Origin of the sequence: Flavobacterium sp., assembly GCF_036405015.1 — a bacterium.
GTDB lineage: Bacteria > Bacteroidota > Bacteroidia > Flavobacteriales > Flavobacteriaceae > Flavobacterium.
Window position 1 is genome coordinate 1 of record NZ_DASWYK010000145.1, and the last position, 22,911, is coordinate 22,911.

19 protein-coding genes are annotated in these 22,911 nt (G+C 33.5%); 7 read left to right on the top strand and 12 right to left on the bottom strand.

What is annotated here, in order from left to right:
* Together VGE71_RS11035 and uvrC are read right to left on the bottom strand one after the other, a co-directional pair.
* Positions 1 to 2,017, bottom strand: a 2,017-nt coding sequence (locus tag VGE71_RS11035; RefSeq protein ID WP_414656173.1) for a patatin-like phospholipase family protein, incomplete at its 3' end; no start/stop codon positions are given.
* Positions 2,018 to 2,024: 7 nt separating this feature from the next.
* The gene (gene uvrC, locus VGE71_RS11040) at positions 2,025 to 3,818 is read right to left on the bottom strand and encodes an excinuclease ABC subunit UvrC (RefSeq protein WP_331138379.1); all 1,794 of its coding nucleotides are present in this window, start codon (positions 3,816 to 3,818) and stop codon (positions 2,025 to 2,027) included.
* A 135-nt stretch (positions 3,819 to 3,953) separates the two neighbouring features.
* On the opposite strand from uvrC, the gene VGE71_RS11045 reads away from it, so the two are divergent.
* From VGE71_RS11045 to VGE71_RS11055, 3 genes are all read left to right on the top strand, one after another.
* Complete coding sequence (locus tag VGE71_RS11045) at positions 3,954 to 4,934, top strand: succinylglutamate desuccinylase/aspartoacylase family protein (protein WP_331138380.1); 981 nt, start codon at positions 3,954 to 3,956, stop codon at positions 4,932 to 4,934.
* Positions 4,921 to 5,493: a 5-formyltetrahydrofolate cyclo-ligase gene (locus tag VGE71_RS11050; protein WP_331138381.1), complete on the top strand. Its 573-nt coding sequence runs from the start codon at positions 4,921 to 4,923 to the stop codon at positions 5,491 to 5,493. The genes VGE71_RS11045 and VGE71_RS11050 overlap by 14 nt, the downstream gene beginning before the upstream one ends.
* A gap of 326 nt (positions 5,494 to 5,819) precedes the next feature.
* A complete protein-coding gene (locus VGE71_RS11055) occupies positions 5,820 to 7,373 on the top strand; it encodes a vWA domain-containing protein (RefSeq protein WP_414656172.1) in 1,554 nt (517 codons plus the stop codon).
* An 84-nt stretch (positions 7,374 to 7,457) separates the two neighbouring features.
* On the opposite strand, the gene VGE71_RS11060 is transcribed toward VGE71_RS11055, so the two are convergent.
* The 9 genes from VGE71_RS11060 to VGE71_RS11100 form a co-directional block, all read right to left on the bottom strand.
* Positions 7,458 to 8,204: a tetratricopeptide repeat protein gene (locus VGE71_RS11060; RefSeq protein WP_331138382.1), complete on the bottom strand. Its 747-nt coding sequence runs from the start codon at positions 8,202 to 8,204 to the stop codon at positions 7,458 to 7,460.
* A gap of 56 nt (positions 8,205 to 8,260) precedes the next feature.
* Positions 8,261 to 10,006 (bottom strand): BatD family protein, encoded by a 1,746-nt coding sequence (locus VGE71_RS11065; protein WP_331138383.1) that lies wholly within the window; start codon positions 10,004 to 10,006, stop codon positions 8,261 to 8,263.
* Between the two features lie 106 nt (positions 10,007 to 10,112).
* Complete coding sequence (locus tag VGE71_RS11070) at positions 10,113 to 10,880, bottom strand: tetratricopeptide repeat protein (RefSeq protein ID WP_331138384.1); 768 nt, start codon at positions 10,878 to 10,880, stop codon at positions 10,113 to 10,115.
* 56 nt (positions 10,881 to 10,936) lie between these two features.
* Positions 10,937 to 11,971, bottom strand: coding sequence for a VWA domain-containing protein (locus tag VGE71_RS11075; protein WP_331138385.1), 1,035 nt, complete (start codon positions 11,969 to 11,971; stop codon positions 10,937 to 10,939).
* Positions 11,972 to 12,050: 79 nt separating this feature from the next.
* Complete coding sequence (locus VGE71_RS11080) at positions 12,051 to 13,052, bottom strand: VWA domain-containing protein (protein WP_331138386.1); 1,002 nt, start codon at positions 13,050 to 13,052, stop codon at positions 12,051 to 12,053.
* The gene (locus tag VGE71_RS11085) at positions 13,052 to 14,683 is read right to left on the bottom strand and encodes a hypothetical protein (protein ID WP_331138387.1); all 1,632 of its coding nucleotides are present in this window, start codon (positions 14,681 to 14,683) and stop codon (positions 13,052 to 13,054) included. The genes VGE71_RS11080 and VGE71_RS11085 overlap by 1 nt, the downstream gene beginning before the upstream one ends.
* 85 nt (positions 14,684 to 14,768) lie before the next feature.
* Positions 14,769 to 15,125 carry a four helix bundle protein gene (locus VGE71_RS11090; RefSeq protein ID WP_331138388.1) on the bottom strand — a complete coding sequence of 119 codons (357 nt, stop codon included), beginning with the start codon at positions 15,123 to 15,125 and terminating at the stop codon, positions 14,769 to 14,771.
* Between the two features lie 72 nt (positions 15,126 to 15,197).
* Entirely contained in the window at positions 15,198 to 16,061 is an 864-nt protein-coding gene (locus VGE71_RS11095; RefSeq protein WP_144216982.1) for a DUF58 domain-containing protein, read from the bottom strand.
* Positions 16,062 to 16,139: 78 nt separating this feature from the next.
* On the bottom strand, positions 16,140 to 17,144 hold the full coding sequence (locus VGE71_RS11100) for an AAA family ATPase (RefSeq protein ID WP_091494435.1): 1,005 nt from the start codon (positions 17,142 to 17,144) through the stop codon (positions 16,140 to 16,142).
* A 212-nt stretch (positions 17,145 to 17,356) separates the two neighbouring features.
* On the opposite strand from VGE71_RS11100, the gene VGE71_RS11105 reads away from it, so the two are divergent.
* From VGE71_RS11105 to VGE71_RS11115, 3 genes are all read left to right on the top strand, one after another.
* Positions 17,357 to 18,232: an aldo/keto reductase gene (locus VGE71_RS11105; protein ID WP_331138389.1), complete on the top strand. Its 876-nt coding sequence runs from the start codon at positions 17,357 to 17,359 to the stop codon at positions 18,230 to 18,232.
* Positions 18,233 to 18,393: 161 nt separating this feature from the next.
* Positions 18,394 to 19,152 (top strand): SDR family NAD(P)-dependent oxidoreductase, encoded by a 759-nt coding sequence (locus tag VGE71_RS11110; protein ID WP_331138390.1) that lies wholly within the window; start codon positions 18,394 to 18,396, stop codon positions 19,150 to 19,152.
* Positions 19,153 to 19,389: 237 nt separating this feature from the next.
* The gene (locus VGE71_RS11115) at positions 19,390 to 20,535 is read left to right on the top strand and encodes an ATP-binding protein (RefSeq protein ID WP_331138391.1); all 1,146 of its coding nucleotides are present in this window, start codon (positions 19,390 to 19,392) and stop codon (positions 20,533 to 20,535) included.
* Between the two features lie 346 nt (positions 20,536 to 20,881).
* Here the strand turns inward: VGE71_RS11115 and VGE71_RS11120 are convergent, their stop codons facing one another.
* On the bottom strand, positions 20,882 to 21,625 hold the full coding sequence (locus tag VGE71_RS11120) for a DUF3298 and DUF4163 domain-containing protein (RefSeq protein ID WP_331138392.1): 744 nt from the start codon (positions 21,623 to 21,625) through the stop codon (positions 20,882 to 20,884).
* A 104-nt stretch (positions 21,626 to 21,729) separates the two neighbouring features.
* Between VGE71_RS11120 and VGE71_RS11125 the strand changes: the two genes are divergently transcribed.
* A complete protein-coding gene (locus VGE71_RS11125) occupies positions 21,730 to 22,872 on the top strand; it encodes a cystathionine gamma-synthase (RefSeq protein WP_331138393.1) in 1,143 nt (380 codons plus the stop codon).
* Positions 22,873 to 22,911: the final 39 nt, after the last annotated feature.

The window sequence follows — 22,911 nt, forward strand, 5'->3', positions numbered from 1 at the left end:
TTAAAAAATCATATCCATAAAAATAATTGAAGTTGTTGATTTTGCTGTAACCATAACCACCTAAAATAAAATCAAAAAACGGAACACTGCTGTTTCCAAAAGTAAAACCAGCATCGGCATCAATTTTAAAAGTAGCTCTTCTAAACAAAGGATTCACAAAAGAAACTTCGGCTTTTGCCATCGAAAAAGGTTTAAAAGTTTTCGTATAATCTGAAGATGCCAGATAAGTTTGCAAGTCAGTAGAAAAATACAATCCAGAACTTGGATAATATTTATCGTCAAACGAATCATATTTTAAATAAGCAAAAGCACTGAAATAACTGCTTTTGTCAATGATATTATTTTCGTTGGCCAAAGTAGGTGAATTGATCTTTAGATATTTATATTCTAATCCACCGCCCATTAAAAACTTCTGAACAAAAATAGTTTGAAAATAAGCTTGATTGTTGACATCCATGAAGTCAACATTAATTAAGTTGACATTTGGATTTTGATTAATCACGTTACTTAAACTCGTGGTTACATTTCGGTTGAATTGACTTAATCGTGAACGGAAACCAAAACTGATATTGAAACCATTTTCTACATAATAATTGAAATCGTATCTGAAATTGTCTCCTAAAATAATGTCTAATGAAGTCACATCATTTTTAAGAAATGTCTTTTTATGAGTCAAATTCAACAAAATGCCACTTTTGTAAAGTCCATCGTAATGAAGTCCAAGCTTTAAATAAGTTTGTGTCGGGTTTTCTTTTAAAACCAAATCCAAATCATCTTTTTCGCCGTCTGGCTGAAGACAATACGAAATGGTGCTAAAGTTTTGTGTTGCATTTAAGTTGTTAATTCCAGCTTTCAAACCATTATAAGTAATAGTGCTTCCTGGTTTGAAACGAAGTTTACCGCGGATGTATTCTTTTGTATAATTATCTAAAAGTTCAGTATTTATTTTCTGAATGTGAATAGTATCTGTAGCAACTTTTAGTTTTGGCTTTTTATAAAAAGTAGTTTCATTGGATAAGGCTTTGATTTTTTCATAAACTGCAAAAGCCGCTTCTTCTCCTTTTCGAATGATTTCTTCTCCTTTATCAAATGAAATTACACCATAATCGCGAATGTCTGGTTTTATGTAAACATCGGTGTCTTTGATTTTGTTTTTCATTTTATCAATAGACTGAAGATTGGTAATTTGAACCAAAATTCTAGTAGCGTTTTTCAAGTTTTTCCTTTTCATCAAATCATCCTGAACATCGACACCAATAATGATATCAGCGCCAAGATTACGAACTTCCTGAATAGGATAATTGTTTACAACACCACCATCAACCAATAAATTCCCATCAATTTCAACGGGAGTGAAAAGGGAAGGGAAAGCCGCACTCGCCATCATCGCCTGAACGAGATTTCCTTTGTTTAATAAAACTTCTTCACCAGTTTCAATGTTGGTTCCGATACATAAAAATGGAGTTGGAAGTTTGTTGAAATCGCGAATGTGTCGAACGTTTCTAGTTAAACTGCTCAACAAATTATAATTGTACATTCCTTTTGAAAGTGCTTCGGGAATTCCGACTCTAAAATTACTGAATGGTAAAACTATCGCATACAATTCATCATTCTTTTTTCCGTAGAAATTCTTTGAGGAACGCGGAATGTAATCGTTTATTAATTCGTCAAAATTAGTTTTTTTGAAAATCGAATCGATTTGCGAAGCATTATAACCAGAAGCATAAAGTCCGCCAATTACAGATCCCATACTGGTTCCGCCAATATAATCGATTTTGATTCCGGCTTCTTCCAAAACTTTAAGAACTCCAATATGTGCGAAACCTTTTGCGCCACCACCACTTAAAACCAAACCAATTTTTGGTCTTTTTACACTGTCTTTTTTTACTTCCTGTGAAATTGCTTTTTGCGTAAGCAGTGAAAAGAATATAAAATGTACGCCCAAACAACTCCAAACGGAATTGGAAAAAAGTCTTTTTAACCTAGTAATAGGAATTGCTGACAAAGTTAGGCGCATAGATTCTTTAGTTGGTTTTGTAAAATTCGACAATTTTTTTGGCTTTTGATACTCCGATAACGTCTGAAATTTCTTTTTCTGTAGCTAATTTCAATCTTTTAACACTTTTGAAATGTTGTATTAATGTCGTCATGGTTTTCTCGCCAATTCCGGGAATACTTTCTACCGACGAATTTAATGCTGCTTTGCTTCGTTTGTCACGGTGAAAAGTGATTCCGAATCGGTGCGCTTCGTTTCGTAATTGCTGAATTACCTTTAAAGTTTCTGATTTTTTATCCAGATATAATGGAATAGAATCACCTGGATAAAAAAGTTCTTCCAAGCGTTTTGCGATTCCGATTATGGCAATTTTTCCTCTTAAACCTAATTCATCTATACTTTTTAAAGCAGCCGAAAGTTGTCCTTTTCCCCCATCAATAATAATTAATTGTGGCAACGGCTCGTTTTCTTCCAATAATCTTTTGTAGCGTCGTCCCACAATTTCGGTCATCGAAGCAAAGTCGTCAGGACCTTCTACGGTTTTGACATTAAAATGACGGTAATCTTTTTTACTTGGCTTTCCATCTTTGAAAACGACACAAGCCGCCACAGGATTTGTTCCTTGAATATTCGAGTTATCAAAACATTCTATATGTCGAGGCTCAACAGGAAGACGTAAATCTTTCTGCATTTGTGCCATAATTCGGTTTACATGTCGATCCGGATCTACAATTTGTAATTGTTTCAATTGTTCAATTCGATAGAATTTGGCATTTCGAATTGATAAATCTAAAATCTGTTTTTTATCACCAAGTTGCGGAACTGTCACTTTAATGTTTTCGCCCAAATCCAATTCAAAAGGAACAATAATTTCTTTAGATAATAATTGAAAACGTTCACGCAATTCTACAATTGCCAATTCTAATAATTCTTCATCTGATTCGTCCAGCTTTTTCTTAATATCTAAAGTGTGCGAACGAATAATCGAACCGTGAGAAATTTGCAGGAAATTGACATAAGCTGCACTTTCATCAGACACAATCGAAAAAACATCAATATTGGTAATCTTCGGATTGATAATGGTAGATCGAGATTGATAATTCTCTAAAACTTCAATCTTTTCTTTGATTTTCTGGGCTTCTTCAAATTGTAAATTCTGCGCATAAGTGTTCATCAATTTCTTGAAATCTTTTAAACTTTCTTTAAAATTTCCTTTCAAGATTTCGCGAATTGCATTGACTTGTCTTTGGTATTCTTCCAAAGGTTCCAAACCTTCGCACGGGCCTTTGCAATTGCCAATATGATATTCCAGACAAACTTTAAATTTTCCCGATTTAATATTCGATTCACTCAAATCGTAATTGCAAGTTCGAAGCGGATATAATTCTTTAATCAAATCCAAAATCGTGTGCACCATTTTGAAATTCGTATACGGACCAAAATATTCAGAGCCATCTTTGACCATTCTTCTCGTTAAAAATATTCTAGAAAAAGGTTCTTTTTTGATACAAATCCAAGGATAACTTTTGTCATCACGAAGTAAAACATTGTATCTCGGCTGTAAAGTTTTAATTAAATTATTTTCTAATAAAAGTGCATCGGTTTCAGTTGGAACAACGATGTGTTTTATGGTCACGATTTTTTTTACCAAGACATTTGTTTTGGCAGTATCGTGAATTTTATTGAAATAGGAAGAAACCCTTTTTTTTAAATTTTTGGCTTTACCCACATACAAGATTTTCCCGTCTTTATCATAATATTGATAAACACCCGGATTGTCTGGTAAAGTTAAAATTTGAAGATCTAAGGCTGGTTTTTGCATTCTTTTTTATTTCTGAAGATGTTTGAAAAGCTTTTCAAAAACCATTCCGATTTCAAAAAGAAGCTTAACATTGAATTAGTTTCAAATTTACGAAATCAAAAGAATAATTTCTATATTTAGATTTTATAATTCTACATGAAAAATAGTACTCCATTGGTTATTTTTGGCGAATCGATTTTGCCAGGAGAACACAGAACCATAAACGTCGAAATTGCTCGGTTACATACTACAACAAAACTGAATATTCCTGTTATTGTCCGTCGTTCTAAGCATGAAGGACCGACTGTTTTATTTTCGGCAGGCATTCATGGAGACGAAATAAACGGTGTAGAAGTTGTTCGTCAGATTATCAGCAAGAAAATTAACAGGCCTTCTCGTGGTACAATTATTTGTATTCCCGTTATCAATATGTATGGTTTTGTGAATAAATCCCGAGAATTTCCAGATGGTCGTGACTTAAATCGTGTTTTTCCAGGAAGCAAAAAAGGTTCACTTGCCAGCCGATTTGCGTATCATATTGTCGAAGAAATTCTACCGATTTTAGATTATGCAGTCGATTTTCATGCGGGTGGAGCAAGTCGTTTCAATGCACCGCAAATTAGAATTACCGAAAATAATCCCGAATTGAAAGTTCTGGCAGATATTTTTAATGCGCCTTTTACACTTTATTCTAAAAATATAAATGGTTCTTTCAGGAAAACTTCTGAAAATGCCAATGTAAAAATGCTACTTTTTGAAGGCGGAAAATCATTAGATATTAATAACGAAATTGCCAATCAGGGAGTTTTGGGCACCAAACGGTTGCTTCATTATTTAGGGATGCTAGATTCTAAACAAATTGCAGAACCAGCATTAACGCCTTCCATTTATATTAAACATTCGGTTTGGCTTCGTGCAAAATGTTCAGGACTTTTACATGATTTTAATTTGATTGGGAAATATGTAACCAAAGGCACTATCTTAGCCATTATTACAGATCCGTTTGGAAAATTTGAACAAAAAATCAAAGCACCGCATGATGGTTATGTGATTAATGCCAACCATTCGCCAATTGTTTACGAAGGCGATGCTATTTATCATTTATCTAAAAGTAATCCCGATAATGCCGACGAGTAAAAAAGAACTTCGAATTGAATATAAAAACTTCCGTAAAGCACTTTCTTTTGATGAAATAGAAGAAAAAAGTCTGGCGATTGCCAACCAATTGATTCAAATGCCAATTTGGGATAAAATCTATTATCACGTTTTTCTTCCTATCGAAGAACATAAAGAAGTCAATACCGAATTCGTACTGCATTTACTTTCTGGAAAAGACAAAGAAATCCTGATTTCCAAAAGTGATTTCGAAACCAGAAAAATGACCCATTTTCTGTTAACAGATAATACTAAAATAAAAAAGAACGAATATAATATTCCAGAACCCATTGATGGAATCGAAGTTCCGTCTTCTAAAGTTGAAGTCGTTTTTGTACCACTTTTGGCTTTTGATATTTTTGGAAACCGTATTGGTTATGGGAAAGGTTTTTACGATAAATTCCTTGCTGAATGTAAACCAGAAACCATAAAAATCGGACTGTCCTTTTTTGAAGCCGTAAATCAAATCGATGATGTTTTCGAATCAGACATCAAATTGGATTATTGTGTAACGCCTGAGAAAATTTATACGTTTATTTAAAATCACAATCTCTACAATTCTGCATGAAATTTTGCCACAGATTAAAATGATTAAAAAGGATTAATCATTTTAATCTGTGGCAAAAGAAAAACACATTTCACTTCTCACTTTTTCCATTTTTGCAAAAAAATAAAAAATATTTTCTTCAGATAATCCCTTTAAAAATCAGGGTTTTCGATTTTATTTTCATTTAATAAAAATAATTGAGAAAATTTTGGCACGATTTTGCTTACTCGAAAAAATGCAAATAATCGCCTCTAGTACATCCGGAATGCTAGTCCTTATTTGAAGCCAATAACCTATTATTAATTTTAAAAATTTACTTTATGAGAAATTTTAATTTCTTTATGATGGCATTCCTCGTACTTACTATTTTCAGCTGTAAGAAAGCTGATTACGCTACCGAACAGAATGCAGATGCTACCGAAATTGCAGTTACTACAACTGACGCACTTGATGAAGATTATGCTCTTCCTGAACCAAACACGGAAAGCTACGCAGGATTGGAAGAAAATCCGTTTGAATCTCCGCTTAAAACACCACTTTCTACTTTCTCTATCGATGTTGATAATGCATCTTATACCAATATTCGCCGATTTATAAATGAAGGACAAAAAGTTCCAAAAGATGCCGTTCGTGTTGAAGAAATGATCAACTTCTTTAAATACAAATATCCACAGCCAGACGGTCAGCATCCGTTTGCAATAAATACAGAATACAGTGATTGTCCTTGGAATAAAAACAGCAGACTGCTAAAGATAGGTTTACAGGGAAAAAACGTTCCAATGGAAAATTTGCCGGCTACTAATCTGGTTTTTTTAGTCGATGTTTCAGGTTCAATGGATGAGCAAAACAAATTGCCATTGTTAAAAGAATCCATGAAAATCTTAGTTAAAGAACTTCGAAGTATTGATAAAGTTTCGATTGTAGTTTATGCAGGATCTGCGGGAGTAGTTTTAGAGCCAACTTCGGGTGAAGATAAAGATGAAATTATGGATGCTTTTGATGATTTGCATGCAGGTGGAAGCACCGCTGGAGGAGAAGGAATTGAACTGGCTTACAAATTGGCTCAGGAGAATTTTATCAAAGGTGGAAATAATAGAGTGGTTATAGCCACTGATGGTGATTTTAATGTAGGCGCATCAACTGATGATGATATGTTGAAATTGATTGAAAAGAAAAGAGAATCTGGTGTTTTCTTAACCGTTTTAGGATTTGGTATGGGCAATTATAAAGATTCTAAAATGGAAATTCTAGCCGATAAAGGAAACGGAAATTACGCTTACATCGATAACATTCAGGAAGCAAATCGTTTTCTTGGAAAAGAATTTAAAGGCTCAATGTTTGCTATCGCGAAAGATGTGAAAATCCAAATAGAGTTTAATCCAAAACATGTTCAGGCGTATCGATTGATTGGTTATGAAAACCGAAAACTAAATGCGGAAGATTTTAAAAATGATAAAATTGATGCAGGCGAATTAGGAAGCGGACATTCGGTTACAGCTTTGTATGAAATTATTCCCGCTGGTGTAGAAAGTGATTATGTTCCGTCTGATTTGAAATATACTAAAACACAAAAAGTGGATGGAAATTACAGCGATGAATTGGCAACAGTAAAGTTTAGATATAAAAAACCTGATGGCGAGAAAAGTATTGAAATCGTAAATGTAATAGCAGACAAGAAAACGAATTTGGAAAACAGTTCGCCAGATTTCAAATTTACAACTGCAGTTTCTTGGTTCGGATTGAAATTACGTGAATCAAAATATATTGCCAACAGTTCAAGTGCAGATATCAAAAGATTAGCAAAATCTGGTTTGTCAAATGACGAAGAGGGGTACCGATCTGAGTTTGTGAGACTAGTTGATGCAGTGAATTAATATTTAAATTCCAAAAAATAAAAATCCCAAATTCCAATTGTTTCTTGGAATTTGGGATTTTTTGTATTTGAATATTTTTAAAATTTATTTTACTTCTTTAATAGTTGAAGAGTCGATCCAACCTTGAGTTCCGTCTGTCAATTCTACTTTTTTCCAGCCAGCAATACTTTCTAAAACATATACTTTTGCTCCTTCGTGTAATAAAATAATTCCGTTTGCAGATTTTTGAGGTTTCGCACGAACTTGGCTCAATTCAGAAAAAACAATGGCAACACGATCATTATCAAAACGACTTTTTTCAGACATTGCTGCCGAAATACTTAATGCAAAAGCAATTAAGAAAATAAACATTCCAACAAAATAAATCCTTTTGGCAAGCGTAGCTTTTGAAAAGTAATAACCAATAAAACTTAGTAAAAAGACAAAACCAATCGCAACAGCAATTTTTGCCCACATATTGTAATCAAAAATAGACGTGAAATTCTGAATTAGTTTGGCAAAACCAACTTTTGGTACTTCTTTTATTTCATCAATGGTCAGTTTTTTAGCGAACTTCAGATTGTTTAAAGTTTCAGGGTCGTTCGGTTTAAGGACTAAAGCTTTTTCATAATTATAAATCGAAGGCGCAACCTGATTGAGTTTGTAATAACAGTTTCCAAGATTAAAATACAATTCAGCAGATTGTAATTTATCTTCTTTCACAATGTTTTCGTAAACCTGAACAGCTTCTTTATACTGCCCTTTTTGATACAGTGCATTTGCCGATTCAAAGCGCCCTTGCGCAAAGAAAACCTGAGAGATTAATAAAAAGAGATATACTATGTTTTTCATTTTATCTTGTTTAAACCTGATAGGTTTTTAAACCTGTCAGGTTTGTTTTAGTATGTTTAAACAATCTGTTTTTCCAATTCAGAAATAATCAAAACAGCTTTGTTATAATCCTGTTGAATCGAAGCGCTTGAAGCTGGTGCATAACGTGCAAATTCGCAGTTTTCTGTCAAATCAATAAAGTTCTGAACTGTTTCTGCATTAGCATTTCTAGACAACAACAATTCTCTAATATTGTCTTTACTCATTTCTGAAGTTTCGATATGCAATTTGGCTTTTAAGAAATTATGCATTGCTTTTTCTAAGGCGATATAGAAAGGCTCTTTGTTGTTGAGATGTTTCTTCGCTTGCGATAAATATTTCTTCGCCAGTTTATTGTTCATTCTGATTCTGTTTCCAGTAACATCAGCATCACTAGCTTCTTTTCGTTTCTTCGCTAAAATGATTAATGGAATAATTAAGAAAGGAGCATACAATAACGCTAAATACAAATCGGAACCATAAAATTCTTTTTTAGCAATAGGAATTAAAACAGTTTTCGATTTTATGTTGCTGAAATGATCCACATTAGCAGTCGCATTTTTAGCTGCGGCTCCTGTATTTGCTTCGGCAGGTGTTGGACCATCTAAAACATCAACTGTAATTTCTTTTGAAGTAATGGTCTTGTAAGTACCTGAACTTAAGTCAAAATACGAAAACTGCATTGGTTTAATCGTATATTTTCCTCTGTATTGTGGAACGATGGTATATTTATCTGTAATTCTTCCTGACATTCCAGACAGTGAAGTGGTTACACTTTCGTCATGAACAGGATCGTACATTTCCAATGCATTCGGAACAACAGGTTTTGGAAGTGTAAACAATTTCAGGTTTCCGCTTCCTTGTGCACTTACAATTAAATCAAGACCTTCACCGTTTTTAAGTGTAGTTTTTGAAGGCGTAACTGTAAAGTTCAATTTTCCGACAGCACCAGTAAAACCTTCTGGTTTTCCAGTTTCAGGAAGAGGTCTTACGTTTATTGTTTTAGCTCCAGCAGAAACTACTTTGTTGTCTTCTACGATCTGCATTTGACCGAACATGTTACGACGATTTGTTGGTAATTGTACACCAATATCAAGTGACAGAGGTTCAATTGTTAGTTTTCCGGATTTTTGAGGATATAAAATGGTTTTCTTTAAAACTACATAATAACATCTTTCTCCCTGATAAGATCCTTCTTCAATAGAAAGTTGTTTGATATCAATGTTTTGATTCCAGAAATCATTGTATTTAGGTTTTGCCAATTCTTTAAAACCAGTTACACCAATATTATTGAAATACAGTTTGTAAACGACTGTAATCGGTTCATTTAAATACGGATTTGTTTTTGAAATTTCGGCAACCAGATTCAATAACTCGTTTCCAGATCCTGGAGGTCTGTCATTTGGATCTCTTTCCTGAGCTACGGCATTTGTAACGGTAACTTTTATTGGAGAAGTTTTGTACACTTGTCCATTGTATTCTATTGCAGCTTGTTTAATAAGAAGCGCTCCTTTTCTTTCAGGTTGTAAAATATAAGAGTAGATTTTTTGAAAAGAGCTTCGTCCGTTTATCCAGGATTGGCTGATCTGCTGGCTTGGTCCTGCAACCATTGTAAATCCTTCAAAAGAAGGCTGTTCGAAGTTGTCTCCGTCAACATTCATTATAAAGTCGATACGAAGTCTTTCGTTTACGCCAAGCGTGTTTTTGCTGACTTTGGCCTCAAATTGTACCTGAGCCATAAGTCCTTGAAAAGTGAGAAGAAATAGAATTAAATACCTTTTCATTTAATCGTTTATCGTTGTTTAATGTTTAATCGTTTAACCGTTATTTTGTTTCATCGTATTGTTTGGATCAGATTAACAAATTAACGGTTAAACGATTAACCAAATTTTACCAGTCTTTTTCTGTTTTCTTAGGATTACCTTTTACTTTTTGAGCGTTTACTTTATCCTGAATTTTCTTTTCTTCGTTGTTCACCGCATCTAATAAATTCTGAACACGTTCTTTGGATATTCCTCCAGGCTGCGGTTTAGGTTCTCCTTTATTGTCAGACTTGTCATCTTTCTTAGGATCATTTTTACCGTCTTTTTTGTCTTTGTCCTTATCGCCTTTGTCGTCTTTTTTATCCTTGTCTTTGTTCTGATCTTTATTTTTGTCCTTGTCTTTATCTTTGTTTTTATCCTTGTTTTTGTCCTTATCCTTATTCTTGTCTTTGTTGTCGTTTTTAGGAGGATTCTCTTTTAGTTTTTGTTTGGCATATGCATAATTGTAACGCGTTTCATCATCTGTAGGATCATTACGTAAGGCTTGTTTGTAAGCTTCAACTGCCTGCGTGTAATCTTTCTCTTTCATGAAAACGTTTCCAAGATTGTGATAAGCTTTGTGTTTTTCAGGTCTCGTTTTAGCATTTTTTATCGCTTTCGCGTAAGCATATTTAGCCTCTGAAACTTGATTTTGTCTATAAATAGCATTTCCTAAATTATATGGAGCTGTTGATCTTTTAGAAAATTTAGATTCCGAAATTCTATAGTTTGCCTCAGCATCAACAAATTTATTCTGTTTATATTCTTCATTGGCTACAGGCAATGATTTGTCTTTCTCTTGGGCAGAAACTGCCAAAGAAACCGTTAGTAAAATATAAAGAAGTAAATTTTTCATTCTTAATTTTTATTTTTTTGTTTGCCACGAATTCGATTCATTAATGGCGAACTTTTTTATTTCTTTTCGTTAAATAAATCCAATTCTTTAATCCAGTTTGTTTTTCTTTCTAACAAGAAAATATCTAGGAACAGCAATAAAAATGCAAACCCGATAAACCATTGAAATTGTGATTGAAATTCTGCCATTTGTGTAGCTTCAAATTCAGTTTTCTGAATATTGTTTAAAGCGTTTTTTACATATTCTAAAACTTCTTTAGTACTTCCGCCATAAACATAACCACCTTTGGTTGCTTTTGCAATTGTTTTTAAACCTTCCTGATTTAATTTTGTCGTTACCGTTTCTCCATTTTGATCTTTCTGATAACCGCGAACAACACCATTTTCTTTTAACGGAATTGTTCCTCCTTTTTCAGTACCAACACCAATTGTAATGATTTTCATCCCTATTTTATTGGCTTCTTCTGCAGCAGAAGTAGCACCTTCAGAATGGTCCTCACCATCAGAAATTAGGATTAATAATTTGCTGGTTTTGCTTTTTTCATCAAAATAAGTTGCCGATAATCTAATTGCTTCATCCAAAGAAGTTCCTTGAGAAGAAACCATATCTGGACTCATACTTTGAAGAAACATTTTGGCAACGCTGTAATCTGATGTTATAGGTAAAACGGGAAAAGCGCTTCCTGCGTATGCCACAATTCCGATTCTGTCACTTCCTAATTGGTTAATGATTTGAGAAACCAATTGTTTACTTTTAGCCAAACGACTCGGTGCAACGTCTTCTGCTAGCATACTTTTAGAAACGTCGACAGCAAAAACAATATCAATACCTTCTCTTTTTACGGTTTCCATTTTGGTTCCAATTTTCGGATTTACCAAACCGATAATTAAGCAGGTAAGTGCCAAAAGAATTACTACAATTTTTAAAACAGGTTTAAAAACTGATTTCTCAGGACTTAATCTTTTTACCATTTCCAAATCACCAAATTCTTGCTGTTTTCTTCTTTTCCAATACATATTGAAAAGAAAAACACACACCACAATCGGGATTAGTATTAGGAGATATAAATATTTTTTTTCGTCTAATTCCATTTTCTAATTCTAGTTTTCAGTCTCACTTTTTAGTCTCAGTTACAGCTGTAAACTGTAAACCGTGACTGCGACTAAAATATTAAATAAAGCTTCTATAAACCGTATTTCTTAATCCAACTTCTAATAACAACATAAACCCTGCAAACAAAACAAAAAATCTGTATTTTTCATCATAATCATAGAATTTCAGTTCTTCAATTTCAGTTGTTTCCAGTTTGTTGATTGAGTTATATATTTCTGCTAATTTATCGTTGCTTGTTGCTCTAAAATACGTACCATCCGTTTTTTTAGCAATGCTTCTCATTAACTTTTCATCGATTTCAACTTTCTGCATTTTGAACATCAGACTTCCGTTTGGAGCGTATGCGTATGGAGATTCTGCCATTCCGTTTGTTCCCAGACCAATTGTATAGACTTTAATTCCGTATTGTTTAGCAATATCTGCAGCAGTTTCAGGTTCAATAAATCCAGCATTATTTACACCATCGGTAAGAAGGATAATCACACGGCTTTTTGCTTTACTGTCTTTCAGACGATTTACAGCAGTTGCCAATCCCATTCCAATTCCAGTTCCGTCTTGTAATGTTGTATCGTATTTAATTCCTTTAATCGCTTCCAAAATAATCGCTTTGTCGCTCGTAACTGGAGTTTTGGTATACGCTTCAGAAGCATACAAAACTAATCCGATTCTATCGTTTGGTCTTTCTCCAACGAAATCTGCTGCTACTCTTTTTAAAGCTTCCATACGGTTTGGCTTTAAATCTCTTGCGAGCATAGATCCCGAAACGTCAATTGCCATTACAATATCAATTCCTTTTGTTGTTTTGGTTTGGTTGCTAATGTCTACCGTTCTTGGTCGCGCCAAGGCGATAATAAGTGAACATAAAGCAAGTATTCTGAAAACATATAATGCAGGTCTTAATTTCGTAAGCAACGATTCGCTATTTTGGAAACCTGCTGTCGAACTCATTTTTAAAGTAGCCGACTGCTGATTGCGTTTCCAGAAAAACCAAATTATTGCAATCGGAATTAATAGAAACAACCAAAGAAATTCTGGATTTAAAAAACTGATATTACCCATTAGTTGTTTGCTCTTTGAAGTTCAACAGAATTTAAGATTCGAGTGGTGATTTCGTTAGCATAAGTATCGCCTTCTTCATGTAAAATCATAATTTGCTGTAAACCCTGATCTTGTTTGAAAAGTAATAATTCATAGTATGCTTTTGTACTCGTTTTAGTTGCAGGATTCAGAATCGACATTGTTCCGTAACCTTTAACTCCTTGAATACCTTCATTTGTTTGAAAATCTTCTTGTTTTACAATAATATTTTGTGCTCCTTGAGCTTCCATTACTTTTAATGAACCTTCAAGTGCTTTTGCTAAATCAATATCTGTTGGCTGTTTGAATTTGGCTGTAGAAACTGTGACATAGAAATTGTCAATCATACTGCCGTATACAAAAAGCTGCATTTCTTTAATCAAAGCCATAGTTTCTTTTGGAAGCACTTTTTCAGTGTCCATTCTTTTTAAAACTTTTGGAGTTTCAATAAGAACGGCTGGACTTCCATAAGCACTTTTTACCCATTCGCCTTCTAATAATTCTTTAGAAGGATGACCAATTACATTGTCTTTTACGTAGTTGAAGCCTTTTGTAACAATAAAGAAAGTTGTTGTAACAAATAATAAAAGAATTACAGCCGCGACAGAATATCCAATACGAGCATTTCGTTTTTTACGAAGTTGTTCCTTAATTTGTTTTTGTCTTTGTGCTTCATTCAACAATTGATCTTCAATATCTTCTGGAACTTCAGTTGGAATCGCATTATCAAGAGTTAAAATTACTTTCTGAATTTTATTTCGGTCTTCGGTAATTTCAAATTCAAGCGGTTTAGATTTCGCAAATTTTACCAAATCGGCCTGACGTAAAACACGCTCCAGATTCTCAACCGTTTCTGGCGTAAGTGTCATTTTCTTTTTGGTAGATGCTTCTCTAATTGCTGTAATCAACTCTGAAGTTGTACTTTCCATTGCTGGAATGTGAATAGCTTCTTCGATATAATTTCTAGCAATATCTGTTAATTCGCTATAATATTCTTTTACTTCTCCTTTTTGAACCAGTTCTTTTTTCTCTAAGTTGTTCAGTAAACTTGTTGCTTTTTCGATAGGTGTTTTATAAACTTCTTCTTCGATTTTTTTCAACTGACGTTTTTTGACATACCAGTAAACAAAAGCTCCGATTCCAGCAATAATCAAAATGATTAAAACGTAAATCCACCAATTTCCCATTCCTTCATCTACCGAAGCAATATCTTTGATGTCATACATTTTTTGCTGTAAAGTATCCACTTTTACAGGGGCTACTTCAACTTTGATAGAATCGCTGAAAAAAGGTTTTTTATCAATTAAAATCTTAATACTTGGAATTGTATAACGACCAGAATCAAACTGTGTTAAACCATATTTTTTTACAAGTTCGTAAGTACCGTCTTTTTTTACAGTATCAATTGGATAAGACTGAATAACTTCTAACGGTCCAATATTTTTAAGTTTTGGAAATTCAACTTTCGCTGTAGAAGTCACAACTGTTTTAAGCGTCAGTTTGAACTCGGCACCAATCTTATTTTTGGTGGTATCAATACTCGTTTCTACTTGCTTTTGAGCAAAAACAGTAGAAGTAAGTAAAAATAAAAATATATAAAACTTTAATTTCATTTGATTAACGATTGAAGATTAACGATTTTTGATTTTTGATTTTCCAAGGATAGTCAATAGTTCTCTAAATTGTAATCTTTAATTTTTATGAATTATTTTTTGATGTTTTAATGCTAGATACAAAAATTGAAATTAATTGATTTGCTTCTATTTTCACTTGCATTAATCCTTCATTATCTGTTGATAAATTTGCTTTTTCTATTATTTTTAAACAAACGAATGTTTCTCTTAATTCTTTTAGGCAAATTCCCATTTTATGAATAAAATCTTTTTTGCTTTCTGCACTTTGTGCTTCACCATAATTTAAAGCTGGCGATGTTCCTGATCTAATTATTTGTCCTGACAAATGATTTCCTGCATAACTTTTTTCAAACTTACTTGCTATAATTATAACTTTTGCAGCAAAATCAATCAATCTGTTTTCTAATTCTTGTTTAGTCATTTCTTAAATACTCTCTTTCACAAATCATTCAACATCATAAATCAAAAATCGTTAATCAAAAATCAAAAATCCTTATCTCGATTTGAAATAGCCTAATAGTTTAGTAACGTAATTTTCGTCAACTCTGGTATTGACAACTCCGGCTCCTGATTTACGGAATGTATCTTTAAAGTAATTCAACTTTTCCTGATAATGTTTTTCGTAATTCAGACGAACTGTTTTGGAATTTGTATCTACTAATTGAATTTTTCCTGTTTCAGCATCCAGCATTTGAACCATTCCTAAATTTGGAATTTTTTCTTCACGCATATCATATACTCGAACACCTGTAATGTCATGTTTTTTGGAAGCAATTTTTAAAGTTTGCTCATAAGAATCAGACATAAAATCGGAGATCATGAAAACAATCGCTTTCTTTTTCTGAGTTCCAGATAAAAACTTCAAAGCCTGAGCGATGTCTGTTTTGTGACTTTTTGGTTCAAATTCGATCAATTCACGAATGATTCGAAGCACGTGTGAACGACCCTTTTTGGGCGGAATATATAATTCTACTGTATCAGAAAATAAGATTAAACCAATTTTGTCATTATTCTGTGTAGCCGAAAAAGCCATCGTTGCCGCAATTTCGGTTACGATGTCTTTTTTGAATTGATTTTTAGAACCAAAGGATTCAGAACCCGAAATGTCAACCATTAAAACCATAGTCAATTCGCGTTCTTCTTCAAATACTTTAACGTGAGCTTCGTTGTAGCGTGCGGTTACATTCCAATCGATGTTACGAATATCATCTCCGTATTGGTATTGACGCACCTCGCTAAACGTCATTCCTCGTCCTTTAAATGAAGAGTGGTATTCTCCCGAAAAGATGTGATTACTCAATCTTTTGGTCTTGATTTCTATTTTCCGTACTTTTTTTAAAAGCTCTTTTGTATCCATTTCTTTAGTTTTCAGTCGCAGTTTTCAGTCGCAGTTTATTGTAATATGTTTACTGTGACTGAAAACTGAAAACTATTTTTAAGGTACCTCAATCTCGTTAACGATTTTGTTGATAATGTCTACAGAAGTAATGTTTTCTGCTTCTGCTTCGTAAGTGATTCCAACTCTGTGACGTAATACATCGTGAACAACTGCACGAACGTCTTCTGGAATTACATAACCACGACGTTTGATGAAAGCATAACATTTTGCTGCATTAGCCAAGTTGATACTTCCACGAGGAGAAGCTCCAAAACTGATAAGCGGTTTTAAATCGGCTAATTTGTATTTTTCTGGGTAACGTGTAGCGAAAATAATATCAAGAATATATTTCTCGATTTTTTCGTCCATATAAACTTCACGAACAGCTTCCTGAGCACGTAAAATCTGATCTACAGAAACTACAGGGTTTACTTTTTCGTAAGTTCCTTTTAAGTTTTGACGAATTACAAAACGTTCTTCGTCAATTTTTGGATAATCAATAACAGTTTTCAACATAAAACGGTCAACTTGCGCTTCAGGAAGTGCGTATGTTCCTTCTTGCTCAACCGGGTTTTGTGTTGCTAATACTAAAAACGGACGATCTAATTTGAAAGTAGAGTCACCAATAGTAACTTGTTTCTCCTGCATTGCCTCTAATAACGCTGACTGAACCTTCGCAGGTGCACGGTTAATCTCATCGGCAAGTACGAAATTGGCGAAAATTGGTCCTTTTTTAATAGAGAACTCGTTTGCTTTAATATTGTAAATCATGGTTCCGATAACATCGGCAGGTAATAAATCTGGCGTAAACTGGATACGGCTGAAAGAACCTTGAACCGCTTGAGAAAGCGTATTAATTGCCAAAGTTTTTGCCAGACCTGGAACTCCTTCCAATAAAATATGTCCTTGTCCAAGCAATCCGATTAATAAACGCTCGACCATATGTTTCTGACCCACAATAACTTTGTTCATTTCCATTGTAAGAAGGTCTATAAAAGCACTTTCTCTTTCAATTTTTTCATTTATCGCTCTAATGTCTAAAGTCGTTGTATTTTCTTCCATATAAATATTTTTAAAACCTTGATTTTAACGCCTAATTTTTGAGAGTGCAAATTGAATATTTTTTAAGAAGTAAGATGTTAAAGAATGGTTAAAACTTCGACCAAAGACCTAATTTTAAGGACTAATTGTGAATCTATTTTTATATTTTTAAGAACTTTGATGATTATGTTTTATTAAAGCATAATTATTACCAAAAATAACGCATAACTATTATGAGCAAAACAGTCTTATCGCCTATTATTTCAGGCACTATGAATTGGGGAGTTTGGGATAAAAACCTTACAACCAAAGAAATGGAAAACATGATACAAGTGAGTATCGAAAACAAAATTACGACTTTTGATCACGCGGATATTTACGGTTCGTATACGACCGAAGCCGATTTTGGAAAAGCCTTTCACGCAAGTAAAATTGATCGTGAAAAATTACAATTAATTACCAAGTGCGGTATTCAGATGATTGCTGATAAACGCCCTGAAAACAAAATCAAACATTACGATTACTCTAAAGACTATATTATTAAGTCGGTTGAAGGTTCTTTAAAGAATTTAAAAACAGATTATGTAGATGTTTTTTTACTTCATAGACCAAGTCCGTTAATGCAAGCTGACGAAATTGCTGAAGCTGTGGAAAAGTTAAAAGCAGAAGGAAAAATAATTGATTTCGGACTTTCAAATTTTACAAGTTCACAAACAGAATTGATTCGTCAGAAAACAGAAGTGAGCTATAATCAAGTACAATTTTCGGCAACTCATTATGAACCAATGTTAGACGGAAGTTTAGATTATATGCAAACACACGGAATTCGTCCATTATCTTGGAATCCGTTGGGAACTGTTTTTAGAGAAGACACGAAACAAACTCGTCGTTTGAAAAAACTGTTTTCTACTTTATTAGAAAAATACCATTTAGGTGCAGATACACTTTTATTGTCATGGATTTTAAAACATCCAGCAAAAGTAATTCCGATTGCGGGAACTGTAAATGTTGCGAGAATTCAATCTTTATCAAAAGCAATAGAATTGGAAATGGATAAAGAAGACTGGTTCGCAATCTGGACAGAAAGTATGGGTGACGATGTGCCTTAATTTTTAAGTATTCAGTCGCAGTTTTGAGTGTTCAGATAGAAGACGAAATTTTTGAATTCGCTTTAAGCGTTAAGAATATTTTGCCACAGATTAAAAGATTTCCACAGATTTTAAATCATTTTTAATCCTTTTAATCTGTGGCAAAAAAATAAAAAAACAGAATGAAAAAAACAGTTTTAATTACTGGTGCTACGAGCGGAATTGGAAAAGCAACCGCTCAGATTTTAGCAAAAAACAATTACAAAGTCGTGCTTTGCGGAAGACGTAAAGACCGTTTAGAAGATCTTCAAAAAGAACTTTCTGCTTTTACAGAAGTGCATTCTTTGGCATTTGATGTTCGTGATAAAGAAGATGTTTTGCAAAAAATTGGTGCTTTGCCATCTGATTTTGCTGCAATCGACGTTTTAATAAATAATGCAGGAAATGCCCATGGTTTAGATCCAATTCAGAATGGAGATTTAGACGATTGGGATGCGATGATTGATATTAATGTGAAAGGACTTTTGTATGTTTCAAAAGCTATAATTCCGCAAATGGTGGAGAGACAGTCTGGACATATTATTAATATTGGTTCAACCGCTGCAAAAGAAGTATATCCGAACGGGAATGTGTATTGCGGTTCTAAACATGCTGTTGACGCTATTACAGCAGGAATGCGAATCGACCTAAATCCGTTTGGAATTAGAGTTGGCGGAATTCATCCAGGAATGGTGGCGACAGAATTCAGTGAAGTTCGTTTTAAAGGCGATGCCGAAAGAGCGGCAAATGTATACAAAGGATTTGATCCGTTGCAAGCTGAGGATATTGCAGATATTATTCACTTTGTGGTTTCAAGACCATATCATGTTAATATTGCAGATTTGGTTGTCATGAGCACCGCGCAGGCGTCTTCGACTATTGTGAAGAAAAATAATTTATAGTTGCAAAGTGACAGAGAAACAAAGTTTCAAAGTTTACTTCGATTAGTTTTTTTAACACATAGAGACATAGATTTTCTTTGTGTTTAAGGCATTTTATTTCGCATCAATTCACATAGCTATGTGTATTAAGTAAAAGTGAAATGCCTTTCTTATAGGTTTCAATGATCTATGATTCTATGTGTTTAAAAATAAATTAGTGAAAATTAGTGTAATTCGTGGCAAACTAAAAACGCAAAAATGATAAATAAGCGCCTTTTAATTAAGAATCTTCTCGCTCATAATGACGAAAGCAGTTTTTATGATAAGAAAAGGCAGTTGAATCTTCATTCGAGAGAAGGAAAAGGTAAGTTTCTCAAACATATTTGTGCCTTGTCCAATTCGAACCCAAACAATAATTCTTATATCGTAGTTGGAGTAGAAGATCAGGATAACGAAATTGTCGGTGATGATTTTTTTGATGACAGCAGAATTCAGAACCTAGTCAATGCTTTTTTAGAAAATCCGCCTAAAATTCAATACGAAAACGTTCCTTTTCCGAATCTTCCAAAAGACAAAGTAATCGGTCTGGTTACCATCAAGCCTAAAAGCAAAATCTCTTATTTCAAAAAAGGAATTCATACTATTCTTGCGAATAGTGTCTTTGTTAGGCGTGGTAGTAATTCGATTCCGCTAGAAGAGCATGAGGAAGTCGAAAAAAACAATCAGAATACAGAAACGGTAATCGGGATTGAAAACAGTTCTCGAAACAGCATTCAATACACTTTAGATGGTGTTATCGATTTTATGAATTTCCGACATAAAGATATGTCGCCAAAATATCGTGTTTTTAAAGAATTGTTTGTCATCTGTTGGGCAGGAGTTCCAAAAACAAATCGAGAAAAAACGTTCCTTTCAAGAGTTGATATCGAATTAATCAACGAACAAATTAAGCTTTTTTATTCGGCTCAAGATGTTGTCACAATTGTGTATAATGATGATACTTTTACCATTACAGAATATGTTCCGTTGGGATTAAATGACAAAACGAGTTATTATCCGTTAGAAGAACAAACTATTCATTTTTTTGATAATGGCTACTACAAAATTGACCGTCAAATGCTTTTTCAGCCGCCAGAATTCAATCGAAAAATGCTGTATCATATTTACAATTCGAATATGGCATTGTTAGCAAAACTTCAAAAAGAAATTACTTTGTCGAATCGAGAAATGAAAGATTTAGAAAATCTTCCGTCAACTTTTATGATTTGCTATTTGAATGGTTTTGAAGATGCTCGACAAAAATTGATTGATGCGAAAATGCTTCTCAAACCTTTTAAACATGTTTATTCTTCTTTTAAGGAAGCTTTAAGGGTTTTGCGAAAAATGAAGTATGATGTTCAGTGAGAAAAAAAGGTTTTAAGGTACTAAGGTTCAGAGTTACAAAGTAAAAAGTACAAAGTTTTTTCTAGTAATCAATTCATTCCGTAGAAATGTCTGGTCGGTAGAAAGACGTTCCGTAGGAACGTTTGATGAATGATGCCAAATATTTCTATCAATAAAACACGTGTCCCTACAGGACACAATGTCGTGAAAACTTGTTTGTTGCTACCAACGAAATATTCCTACGTAATATAAATAGGATGCTATAATTTCTATCAATAAAAAAGATGACTACAGTGCAAAATGATACACAAAATGGATTCTACTACTTACGAAATATTTTTACAGAATATAAGTAGAATGCTAATTTTTATTGAAAATTCAAATATTGCTTAACCTCTTCATACGGAAATATGAGTTCTTTTGGACCATCTGCATACGAAGCAGCTTCATAAGAGTTGTAGTATAAAAGCAAACCTTGTGAAGTATAAAAAATGTTTTGTGGCAATTGGAATTTATCATTTTCAAACATTAAACCAGTTGCATTTATATTGGCACTTTCGGGAATATTATATTTAGATCGAAAGCTTTTTTCAGCGAAAGCTTTAAATTCTTTTTCATTTTTGAATAAATGATTGTTAAAAATCGTTTTTCCAGTTTTACGATTGAATAATAACGAACGATATCCTTGGTAACCATGCGCACCTCCGGTAAAAGTATAATGATCAATTTTTAGGTTTAAAACCTGATCAGATTGAAATTCGACGTTTGCTATTATTTTTGCTTCCCACCCAAAAGTATCTTCTGGAAATTTTTGATGCATTTCTTCGTAAGAAGCAATAAACGATTTTGCCAGTGATTCATAATCATCGACTTTTACTGAGTCTTCTTCAAAAAATACAATCTCTTTAATAACAGCAAAGACTTTTTTATTGATGCTGTCTGATATTACTTTAATGTTTTTGGCAACTGGAACTTCTATTGTGATATTCGGGCAATCGTTTTTGCACGGAATAGTAGATTTTTCTTCAAACGTTTCATTTTCAAATGAAAGCTCTTTTTTGCAACTTGTAAAAATCAAACACAAAAAGATTGTAAATATGTAATTTTTCATATCAAAAAGTGTTAATTATCTACAAAGATAAGTAGTTGTGTCCCGATAAAATAAATTAAGCGGTAAATTTGTAAAACAATTAAGGATTTAAAATTTATAACTATATGAAATTCAATACAAAAGTAATACATGGTGGTCAGCATCATGATCCAAGTACAGGTGCCGTTATGCCGCCAGTGTATCAAACTTCAACATTTGTGCAGACAAGTCCGGGAAAACCTTTGGCAGATTACGAATATAGCCGAGCTTCAAACCCGACTCGTACGGCTTTAGAAGAGGCTTTGGCTAGTATTGAAAACGGAACTCGCGGATTGGCATTTTCATCTGGTCTTGCAGCAACAGATTGCATTTTAAGATCTTTTAAAGCTGGTGACGAAATTATCGCCATGGACGATTTGTATGGTGGAACATATAGAATGTTTTCTAGAGTTTATAAAGATTCTGGAATTAAATTTCATTTTGTTGATATGACGAATATCGAAAAATTGAAAAGTTTGATGAATGAAAACACGAAATTAATCTGGGTAGAAACGCCAACAAATCCATTAATGAAATTGGCAGATATTCAGGAAATTGCAAAAATCACTCAGGAAAAAAAGATTCTCCTTGCTGTTGATAACACTTTTGCGACACCATATTTGCAAAAACCTCTTGATTTAGGGGCAGATATTGTGATGCACTCAGCGACGAAATATCTTGGAGGACATTCTGATGTTATTGCTGGAGCATTAATTGTAAAAGATAAAGCACTCGGAGAACAATTACATTTTCAACAATTTGCAACAGGCGCAACACTTGGACCAATGGATAGTTTCTTGGTTTTAAGAGGAATTAAAACTTTAGCTTTGAGAGTTCAAAGACATTGTGAAAATGGAGAAAAAGTGGTTGAATATTTAAGCAATCATCCTAAGATTAAAACGGTTTACTATCCGGGTTTAAAAAATCATCCGTTTCACGAAATCGCTAAAAAACAAATGAAGGCTTTTGGCGGAATGGTTTCATTTGATTTTAAATCAGGGAAAAAAGAAGATTCTATTGCATTCTTAGAAAAACTAAAAGTGTTCACATTGGCAGAATCTCTTGGAGGAGTAGAATCACTGGCCAATCATCCTGCTTTAATGACACATGCTTCAATTCCTGCAGATAAAAGAGCAGAAGTTGGTATTACAGACGATTTAGTTCGATTAAGTGTTGGTATCGAAGATGCAGACGACTTAATTGCAGATTTAGAACAGGCACTTTCTTAAAAAAGAAATTCCAATAAAAAAATCCCAAATTCCAAAACT

Bases quoted from the DNA above. Each gene is read 5' to 3' on its own strand.
- uvrC (WP_331138379.1), bottom strand. From the start codon at position 3,818: ATGCAAAAACCAGCCTTAGATCTTCAAATTTTAACTTTACCAGACAAT.
- VGE71_RS11045 (WP_331138380.1), top strand. From the start codon at position 3,954: ATGAAAAATAGTACTCCATTGGTTATTTTTGGCGAATCGATTTTGCCA.
- VGE71_RS11050 (WP_331138381.1), top strand. From the start codon at position 4,921: ATGCCGACGAGTAAAAAAGAACTTCGAATTGAATATAAAAACTTCCGT.
- VGE71_RS11055 (WP_414656172.1), top strand. From the start codon at position 5,820: ATGAGAAATTTTAATTTCTTTATGATGGCATTCCTCGTACTTACTATT.
- VGE71_RS11060 (WP_331138382.1), bottom strand. From the start codon at position 8,204: ATGAAAAACATAGTATATCTCTTTTTATTAATCTCTCAGGTTTTCTTT.
- VGE71_RS11065 (WP_331138383.1), bottom strand. From the start codon at position 10,006: ATGAAAAGGTATTTAATTCTATTTCTTCTCACTTTTCAAGGACTTATG.
- VGE71_RS11070 (WP_331138384.1), bottom strand. From the start codon at position 10,880: ATGAAAAATTTACTTCTTTATATTTTACTAACGGTTTCTTTGGCAGTT.
- VGE71_RS11075 (WP_331138385.1), bottom strand. From the start codon at position 11,971: ATGGAATTAGACGAAAAAAAATATTTATATCTCCTAATACTAATCCCG.
- VGE71_RS11080 (WP_331138386.1), bottom strand. From the start codon at position 13,052: ATGGGTAATATCAGTTTTTTAAATCCAGAATTTCTTTGGTTGTTTCTA.
- VGE71_RS11085 (WP_331138387.1), bottom strand. From the start codon at position 14,683: ATGAAATTAAAGTTTTATATATTTTTATTTTTACTTACTTCTACTGTT.
- VGE71_RS11090 (WP_331138388.1), bottom strand. From the start codon at position 15,125: ATGACTAAACAAGAATTAGAAAACAGATTGATTGATTTTGCTGCAAAA.
- VGE71_RS11095 (WP_144216982.1), bottom strand. From the start codon at position 16,061: ATGGATACAAAAGAGCTTTTAAAAAAAGTACGGAAAATAGAAATCAAG.
- VGE71_RS11100 (WP_091494435.1), bottom strand. From the start codon at position 17,144: ATGGAAGAAAATACAACGACTTTAGACATTAGAGCGATAAATGAAAAA.
- VGE71_RS11105 (WP_331138389.1), top strand. From the start codon at position 17,357: ATGAGCAAAACAGTCTTATCGCCTATTATTTCAGGCACTATGAATTGG.
- VGE71_RS11110 (WP_331138390.1), top strand. From the start codon at position 18,394: ATGAAAAAAACAGTTTTAATTACTGGTGCTACGAGCGGAATTGGAAAA.
- VGE71_RS11115 (WP_331138391.1), top strand. From the start codon at position 19,390: ATGATAAATAAGCGCCTTTTAATTAAGAATCTTCTCGCTCATAATGAC.
- VGE71_RS11120 (WP_331138392.1), bottom strand. From the start codon at position 21,625: ATGAAAAATTACATATTTACAATCTTTTTGTGTTTGATTTTTACAAGT.
- VGE71_RS11125 (WP_331138393.1), top strand. From the start codon at position 21,730: ATGAAATTCAATACAAAAGTAATACATGGTGGTCAGCATCATGATCCA.